The following is a 6,545-nucleotide window of genomic DNA, read 5'->3' on the forward strand; positions in this document are numbered from 1 at the left end:
GGTCCTGACCGGCCTGATGCGCTGACCCGGTACTCGGCCCTTCGGTCGACCGCTAATCACAGACGGAGTTTCATGACCCACCTGCTCAAGACCGCTCTTGGCGTTCGCACCATGGCCGCCACGCTGCTGGCCGCCACGCTGCTGGCCGGCGTGCTCGGCCCGCGCGGGGACGCGCTGACCGTCGGCGCCATCCTCAGCACCCTCACCCCGCAGGACTACTTCAACCTCGCCAACCAGCCCGTCCCGGAAAGCGAGTACGCGCTGCTGGCCGTGCTGCCCGAGGAACTCCGCGCCAGTTACGAAGCGAAGAGCGGCACCCTGAAAGTCATCACCACGCCCGCCGGGGAGACCGGCATGGATAGCCCCTACGCGCAGGTCGGCGGCATGGAGATCGACGCTTTTTCCAAACCCATCGCGAAGTGGACCGCCGAGACCACCATGACCGAACAGCAGCAGCGTGAGCTGCAGGCCATGGTCATCAACATCCGCGCTGGCGTGATCACCGGGAACGGCCTGGATTACATCCGGAAGTTCGTCGTGAACTGGCTGCAGAAAGTCATCCGTCAGGCCTTCACGGACCGCTACGAGCTGATGCGCGGCGAGGCCCTCACCACCGGCCAGCTGGCGCTTCGCGGCGGCACCATCGACTACAACGTGCCCGCCGCGAACCGGTTCGCCACGCGCACCGGCAACGACGCGTACGGCGGCAGCAGCAGCCGGTTCTGGACGGACATGCGCGCCGCGGACGCCATCCTCGGCACGACCCGCACCCGGATCATGTCCATGAACACCCTGCACCAGATCATCGACAGCGCCGGCAGTCCCGTGGCCGTCACCAGCGAGCAGACCAGCGCCGGCGGGAACATCAAGATCGTCACGATGCGCCGCCTGATCGGCCCGAACCAGACGCTCAGCACCGACCAGCGCGACGGGTACACCCTGGTCGGGTACCGCCGCACCGTGAAGATCAAGGTGGGCCGCACCTACGCCGATCAGCAGGTGCTGCCGGACGGAAAGATCGCCGTGGTGGGCGGGAACGACGTGATGGTCACCATGACGGACGGCAGCGTCGTGACCCGCCCCGGCCTGGGCCGCACGCACATCGGACCCACCGTGGAAGGCGACGGCCGCCCCGGCATCTGGCTGAACGCGTACACCCCGCAGAGCCGCCCCATGCACGCCATCGCGCAGGGCGCCAGTAACGGCCTGACGATCTTCGACGCACCCGAACGCCTGGTGATCCTGACCACGGCCATGACCTGATCTCCACCCGGATCCAGCCCAACCAGCGAGTGACCTGAAACGGGTCACTCGCGCTCCGTTCCACCCACGAGGTACCCCCATGCGCATGATCACAGTGAAGCGGATGCCCCAGACCGTCCGCCTGGACGGCCGAACGTACGGCCCCAGCGAGACCCCCACCCAGGTGCCCGAAGAACTCGCCCGCACCCTGGGTCTCACCCCGGTCGAAGGAGATGTCCTGTCGGACGCCAGCGAGGACGAACTGACCGAGGCGCTGAGCGAGGCGCAGGATTCGGCCCGGCGCTACCAGAACCGCCTGCTGGGCATCGAGCAACTCCTGCGCCCCGCCCAGCAGGACGAGAGCAGCCCGGAGGAAGTCATCGGGCGACTGCTGCGCGAGATCGAGGAAGCCAGGGTGGAACCCTCCCTGTTCGAGAAGACCGTCACTGAGGAAGCCAAGCGGCTGCTGGCCCCGCTGCGCCGGGGCGAGGAAACACTCACGCAGGTGCTGGCCCGGGTCGTGCAGGAGGCCCAGCACGCCGCCGGGCAGGTGGCGATGCTCACCAGCGAACTCGACACGCTCCGCCAGCAGGCCCTGCTGCCCGCCGACGCGCTCGACCGGCTGAAGAAGGTGGACGGCATCGGCGACAAGCTCGCGCAGAAAGCCCTGGACGCCCTCACGGCGCAGGCGTAATCCGTGCCCCTGACCGACACGCAACTCGACCGAGTGAAGTTCCTGGTGCAGGAGGACTCGTGGGTCGTCTGGGAGGCCCTGCTGCCTGCGGCGGAGCGCGCCGCAAACCTCAGCCAGGCGCTGGAGGTGCACGGCGACCTGCGCCTCGTGGCCGGGTACGTCCTGGACCGCCTGGCTGCCCGGGCAGGTCAGCTGGCCGCTCAGGCGCTGGAAGAGGCCGCGGCGGTCAGCGCGGTCAAGGTCGGGCGCATCGAGGCGAAGCTGAACGGCGAGGCAGCGGGCGAGGCGGAACGCAACCGGGCGGCCGCGTGGAGCGAGCGGGCCCGCTCGCTGAAGGCCGAAGTTCACCGTGAGGCGCAGGCGCGTGCCCAGGGGGGCAGTGTGTCTCTAGACGTCGACGTGAGGTTCTGATGCTCACGACCGCCCGATTGCAGAACGTCACCCGCCCGGTGCTGGACCGGATCTACCCGGCACTCGGGCAGCGGGTGCAGGTGTTCCGCGCGCAGGTGCGGCCCGCTGACCCTGAGGCGCTCCCACCCCCCGAACTGGACGAGACCGGCATGCCGGTCACGCCGCCGGGGGTGGCTCCGGCCCCCGGCGCAGTGGGAGCCGAGACTCCCCTGGGTGAGTACCCGTGCGTCGCGTTCCAGCTGGACGCCAGGGACAAGGCCGAACTGGGCGCGGACACGGCCCTTCCGCTGTGGGAGGTGTATGTCCACTGGAGTGCGCCCCTGCACGAGCCGGGCCTTCTGCTGCTCGTGTCGGGTGGCGAGTTACCCGGACCGCTGGCGCTGGCTCCGATCGGTGACGTGGTGGACGAAGGGACGCAGCGTGTCGCGTGGTCGTTCACGGCCCGCGCCACCGAAGGACGCAGCGCGTGACCACGCTGAAACTCCATCCGGACGCGCGGGAGCGCCTGCGCCGGCACCTGCAACCCGCGCTGGAAGTCATGGCGCAGGAGACCCTGATCTTCCTGCGCGAGAAGCTGAACCAGCCCGGTAGCGGGGTGCATCATCCTGGCCTGCCGAACCCCAGCAGCAACCCCGGTGAGTACCCGGCCAGGCAGAGCGGCGCGCTGCTGGCCTGCCTGGGAACAGCCCAGCTCACCGACGGTTTCTGGGTCGTGGGCGCGCTGAACAGCGTGGCGTCCGTCCCTGTGGAGGCCTGGGCGCTGGAATTCCCGGAGCCTCCCACCTCACCGGTCAACCGCGCCACGCCCTACGGCGCCCGCCCCTGGCTCTCCAAGGCACACGGGGATCCGGAACTGCACGCCCGGATCCGCGCGGCCCTGAACACCCTGCAGTGAACGCCACCCCCCGGAGGTGACCCGACCTGACCATCGATCAACTTCTCGCGCAGCTGGGCGTGGCACTGGCCCGCGACGACACCGGCGCCGTGGCCAGCCACCTGGTTCCCACCCCGCTCCCGCCGACCGGCACGGTCTACGCCGTGACCAGCGACACGGGCGACACCCTGGTCCGCCAGTTGCATGGTGCCCAGGAGCGGCAGCGGCTGGTGCTCGTGATGCTCTACGGCGCCGCACCCACCGCTGTCGGAAAGACGCAACTCGACCTGCTCCTCGCGCACCTCAGGCGCCGCGCCGGGGAGATCGACCGGCACCCCACCCTCAAGCTCCGCCGCGGCGGCGCCAGTCCCGCCGACGGGATGCCCACCCGCTTTGATGCCGCCACCCGCACGCACTACGCGGGCCAGCGGTTCGCCCTCACCTACGTCCAGGCGACGTAAAGGAGTCCCACCATGGCTGACCTTCCTGCCACCCTGCCCGCCGACAACACCCCGAAGACCTACAGCGGCACCAGGCTCGTCACGTACCTGCTGGCCGTCGGGGCGAGCGCCATCATCCCGGCCACCACCCTGACCAACGCGGCCGCCGTCGCCGCGAACGCCACCACCATGACCATCAGCGCCCCCAGCAACGTGGACCTGCCCAGCGGCACCGTGCTGACCTTCGGCACCACCCAGGTCACCACCACCGCCGCCGCCACCGTCACGAACGCCGGCACGGCCGTCGCCATCCAGGCCGCGCCCGCCGCCGTCCCGATCAACACCACGGCCACGTACACCAACCTGCTGGAAGTGCCGGTCGCGGAGGAGAGCAGCCCCACCCTGGCCGACCAGGAGGAGACCATCAACGTGCACGGCCGCATCACCCCGATCCGCGTGGTGAACGGCAAGGACATGACCGCCACGATCCGCACGCTGGGCGGCATCGACGACCCGGTCGTGAAGCGCCTGATCACGCGCGGCATGAGCATCAGCCCGAACAACCGCGAGCGGGTCATCTGGATGTACCCCGACGGCTTCGCGCTGCTGGCCACCGTGAACATCGGCGCGCCCACCCGGCAGGCCGCCGCCGGGAACAGCCAGCGCGTGCAGGTCAGCGCGAACCTGTCCGGCGGGCTGTTCTGGGCGAACCTGAACGACCCCACGCCCACCTGGCAGGCCGTGAACGGCAACTGAACCCAACCTCAACCCACTGAAGGGAGGTGAGTCATGCAAGAACCGCTGATCGTGCTGGGGGAACGTGGCCGCCTCCCCCAGCTGGCCCTGCTGGGCTGCACCGTCCACGAGGACCGCATCGAGGCGAAAGGCTTCATCCTGTACGCCCCGCTGAAACGCGACCGGACCCTGGCCCGCCTGCACCAGACCGCCGGGCAGTGGAGCGTCCCGCGCGGCGCGCTGCTGGCCCGCGCACCCCGCCTCACGGACCCCCAGGTCAGCCTGCACACCGGCCTGACCCTGCCCATCACCCGAAGAGGACGCTGATGGACTTCGAACAACAACAAGAGAGACATATTGCCCGTGTAGCCGCGCCAGAAGCGGCCCTCGGGGAACCGAACCCCGACTATGTCGACGCATTCGGCCCGCTGCTGGTGCCCTATTTGGCTCCCAGCTGGCGGGAACTGGGCCTCGTGCGCAGCCTGGGCCAGCTGGAACTGGACACGCAGGCGCAGGTGATCTACACCCTGCTCGCGCGCCGCCTGCCGGACCTGACCCTCGACGACTTCCTTGACCTGACCGCCCCGGAGCATTTCAGCCCGTGGTGGCAGGCCACCCGCGCGCCCATCCCGCCGGACCAGGAGGGAGGCGATAGCGGCCCCCCTTCGACTGGGCGGGTGCCCTCGCGGCTCTCGCCCTGGCGTGCCCGGCTGTCCAGTGGATCGACGCGCCCCTCGACCGCGCCCAGCATGCCCTCGCCACCCTGACCGCTACCGAGCAGCGGCAGTGGCAACGGCAGGTCTGGGCGGGCGCGATCGCCTGGGGCGCCGAAGCGCCGAAAGACCTGAACGCGCGGATCCTCCCGGACTTCACCGACCGCACCCGCCCGGCCACACCGCGCGCCGTGCCCTACCCGGTGCCGCGCGACGTGGCCGCCGGACTGAGCGAAGCCATGAAAGCGGGCCTGCTGCACGGCCCCGTGTGGACGTCCTGGCCTGCCGCGCGTGACGGCCGCCCACTCATTCAGCTGTGGGAAGGCATCGCGCTGGCGGGCGGATCGGAGTGAAAAAGTGAAGTCAGAGTGTGGTCTTGGACGACACATCCCTGTATGCTGAGCAGACAAACACTGTCTGCACACAGTGTTTCCGGGAGGTGCCTATGACGAAGAAAGCGAACCGGCAAGTGAAGGGTGCCGAAAAAATCACCCTCGCGGCGCCCAAGACCCAGAAAGAGGCGAAGCAGCAGATCGCCAGCCTGCTCCGGAAGAATGCTGAAGCCATGAAGGCCCTGGCGTAAATTGCCCCGATACGACTACAAACACAGGGGACGGAAGTATCCGTCTCCTTTTTTCGTGTACCTCCTCCACGACGAGATCCTCGAGGCGTTCGGCGGCACCCCAGGATTCAAGGACCGGGGGCAGGTGGAAAGTGCCCTGGCCGCACCCACGCGGAGTGTCGGTCCGGAAGACGTGTACACGACGTTCTTCTGGAAGGTCGCGGCGCTCGGGTACCTCCTGATCCAGAATCACGGCTTCTCGGATGCCAACAAGCGCACGGCTCTGAACGTCATGGAGATCACGCTCAAGTGGAACGGCGAGTACCCGAAGTGGTCGCAGGAGACGAAGACGCTGATCGTGAAGCTGGTGGGCGCCGGGCACCTGAGTCTGGAAGGCCTGCGGTACGCCCTGCTGTCAGCATGCGGGTATGACGTGGATCACTACAACGATCTGCGGCACCTCTGAAGAGACGCGCCGTAGAGCGCACCGGAATTGGCCGTCACCCGGCTGATTCAGTACCTGAACCGCACTCTCAACCGCCCTCCGGGGCGGTTTTTCATTCCCCTTTCCGGAGGTGAGCCCCTATGACGAATCCCACGAGCCTCGGCGATCTGGTCCTCTCGCCTTCCCTTGACCAAGAGTTTCCACTTCACTGCCGATGACGTGTCACGCGGCCTCAAACAGAGGTCCATCCTGCTCAAGGCCGGTCAGGACGTACTTTTCCGCATTCAGAGCTGCCTGCTGTTGTGCGGCCCTCCACGTCACTCCTGGTACTTCCCGACGCACCCGTAACACCGCGTGAAAGGCCGCCACCACGCACCACACCCAGTTCTCCTGCGCCTGGATCGTCCGGCAATGACAACGTCCCAGCCC

General features: G+C 68.4%; 13 protein-coding genes. 12 read left to right on the forward strand and 1 reads right to left on the reverse strand.

Annotated features, from left to right (window positions below):
• Positions 1 to 72: 72 nt before the first annotated feature.
• From IEY70_RS20435 to IEY70_RS20490, 12 genes are all read left to right on the forward strand, one after another.
• Positions 73 to 1,263 carry a major capsid protein gene (locus tag IEY70_RS20435; RefSeq protein WP_189066873.1) on the forward strand — a complete coding sequence of 397 codons (1,191 nt, stop codon included), beginning with the start codon at positions 73 to 75 and terminating at the stop codon, positions 1,261 to 1,263.
• 85 nt (positions 1,264 to 1,348) lie between these two features.
• Positions 1,349 to 1,936 carry a hypothetical protein gene (locus IEY70_RS20440; protein WP_189066874.1) on the forward strand — a complete coding sequence of 196 codons (588 nt, stop codon included), beginning with the start codon at positions 1,349 to 1,351 and terminating at the stop codon, positions 1,934 to 1,936.
• 3 nt (positions 1,937 to 1,939) lie between these two features.
• Positions 1,940 to 2,347 carry a hypothetical protein gene (locus IEY70_RS20445; RefSeq protein ID WP_189066875.1) on the forward strand — a complete coding sequence of 136 codons (408 nt, stop codon included), beginning with the start codon at positions 1,940 to 1,942 and terminating at the stop codon, positions 2,345 to 2,347.
• Positions 2,347 to 2,817 carry a hypothetical protein gene (locus IEY70_RS20450; protein WP_189066876.1) on the forward strand — a complete coding sequence of 157 codons (471 nt, stop codon included), beginning with the start codon at positions 2,347 to 2,349 and terminating at the stop codon, positions 2,815 to 2,817. The genes IEY70_RS20445 and IEY70_RS20450 overlap by 1 nt, the downstream gene beginning before the upstream one ends.
• On the forward strand, positions 2,814 to 3,242 hold the full coding sequence (locus IEY70_RS20455; RefSeq protein ID WP_189066877.1) for a hypothetical protein: 429 nt from the start codon (positions 2,814 to 2,816) through the stop codon (positions 3,240 to 3,242). Before IEY70_RS20450 ends, IEY70_RS20455 begins: the two co-directional genes overlap by 4 nt.
• Before the next feature lie 59 nt (positions 3,243 to 3,301).
• Positions 3,302 to 3,682, forward strand: a complete 381-nt coding sequence (locus IEY70_RS20460) for a hypothetical protein (protein ID WP_229778126.1) — start codon at positions 3,302 to 3,304, stop codon at positions 3,680 to 3,682.
• Between the two features lie 12 nt (positions 3,683 to 3,694).
• The gene (locus tag IEY70_RS20465) at positions 3,695 to 4,417 is read left to right on the forward strand and encodes a hypothetical protein (RefSeq protein ID WP_189066878.1); all 723 of its coding nucleotides are present in this window, start codon (positions 3,695 to 3,697) and stop codon (positions 4,415 to 4,417) included.
• Positions 4,418 to 4,450: 33 nt separating this feature from the next.
• A complete protein-coding gene (locus IEY70_RS20470) occupies positions 4,451 to 4,723 on the forward strand; it encodes a hypothetical protein (protein WP_189066879.1) in 273 nt (90 codons plus the stop codon).
• Positions 4,724 to 4,839: 116 nt separating this feature from the next.
• Positions 4,840 to 5,163 (forward strand): hypothetical protein, encoded by a 324-nt coding sequence (locus IEY70_RS20475; RefSeq protein ID WP_229778127.1) that lies wholly within the window; start codon positions 4,840 to 4,842, stop codon positions 5,161 to 5,163.
• 137 nt (positions 5,164 to 5,300) lie between these two features.
• The gene (locus IEY70_RS21200) at positions 5,301 to 5,462 is read left to right on the forward strand and encodes a hypothetical protein (protein WP_229778128.1); all 162 of its coding nucleotides are present in this window, start codon (positions 5,301 to 5,303) and stop codon (positions 5,460 to 5,462) included.
• Positions 5,463 to 5,554: 92 nt separating this feature from the next.
• On the forward strand, positions 5,555 to 5,692 hold the full coding sequence (locus IEY70_RS20485) for a hypothetical protein (RefSeq protein ID WP_189066881.1): 138 nt from the start codon (positions 5,555 to 5,557) through the stop codon (positions 5,690 to 5,692).
• Positions 5,693 to 5,747: 55 nt separating this feature from the next.
• Positions 5,748 to 6,137: a type II toxin-antitoxin system death-on-curing family toxin gene (locus IEY70_RS20490; protein WP_189066882.1), complete on the forward strand. Its 390-nt coding sequence runs from the start codon at positions 5,748 to 5,750 to the stop codon at positions 6,135 to 6,137.
• A 201-nt stretch (positions 6,138 to 6,338) separates the two neighbouring features.
• On the opposite strand, the gene IEY70_RS21205 is transcribed toward IEY70_RS20490, so the two are convergent.
• The coding region (locus tag IEY70_RS21205) for a hypothetical protein (RefSeq protein ID WP_229778129.1) at positions 6,339 to 6,545 on the reverse strand (207 nt) is incomplete at its 5' end.

Source organism: Deinococcus seoulensis (genome assembly GCF_014648115.1).
Classification (GTDB): Bacteria; Deinococcota; Deinococci; order Deinococcales; family Deinococcaceae; genus Deinococcus; species Deinococcus seoulensis.

What these genes read in the sequence shown, in the direction of transcription:
- IEY70_RS20465 (WP_189066878.1), top strand. Translation starts at nt 3,695, where the DNA reads ATGGCTGACCTTCCTGCCACCCTGCCCGCCGACAACACCCCGAAGACC.
- IEY70_RS20440 (WP_189066874.1), top strand. Translation starts at nt 1,349, where the DNA reads ATGATCACAGTGAAGCGGATGCCCCAGACCGTCCGCCTGGACGGCCGA.
- IEY70_RS20470 (WP_189066879.1), top strand. Translation starts at nt 4,451, where the DNA reads ATGCAAGAACCGCTGATCGTGCTGGGGGAACGTGGCCGCCTCCCCCAG.
- IEY70_RS20450 (WP_189066876.1), top strand. Translation starts at nt 2,347, where the DNA reads ATGCTCACGACCGCCCGATTGCAGAACGTCACCCGCCCGGTGCTGGAC.
- IEY70_RS20485 (WP_189066881.1), top strand. Translation starts at nt 5,555, where the DNA reads ATGACGAAGAAAGCGAACCGGCAAGTGAAGGGTGCCGAAAAAATCACC.
- IEY70_RS20435 (WP_189066873.1), top strand. Translation starts at nt 73, where the DNA reads ATGACCCACCTGCTCAAGACCGCTCTTGGCGTTCGCACCATGGCCGCC.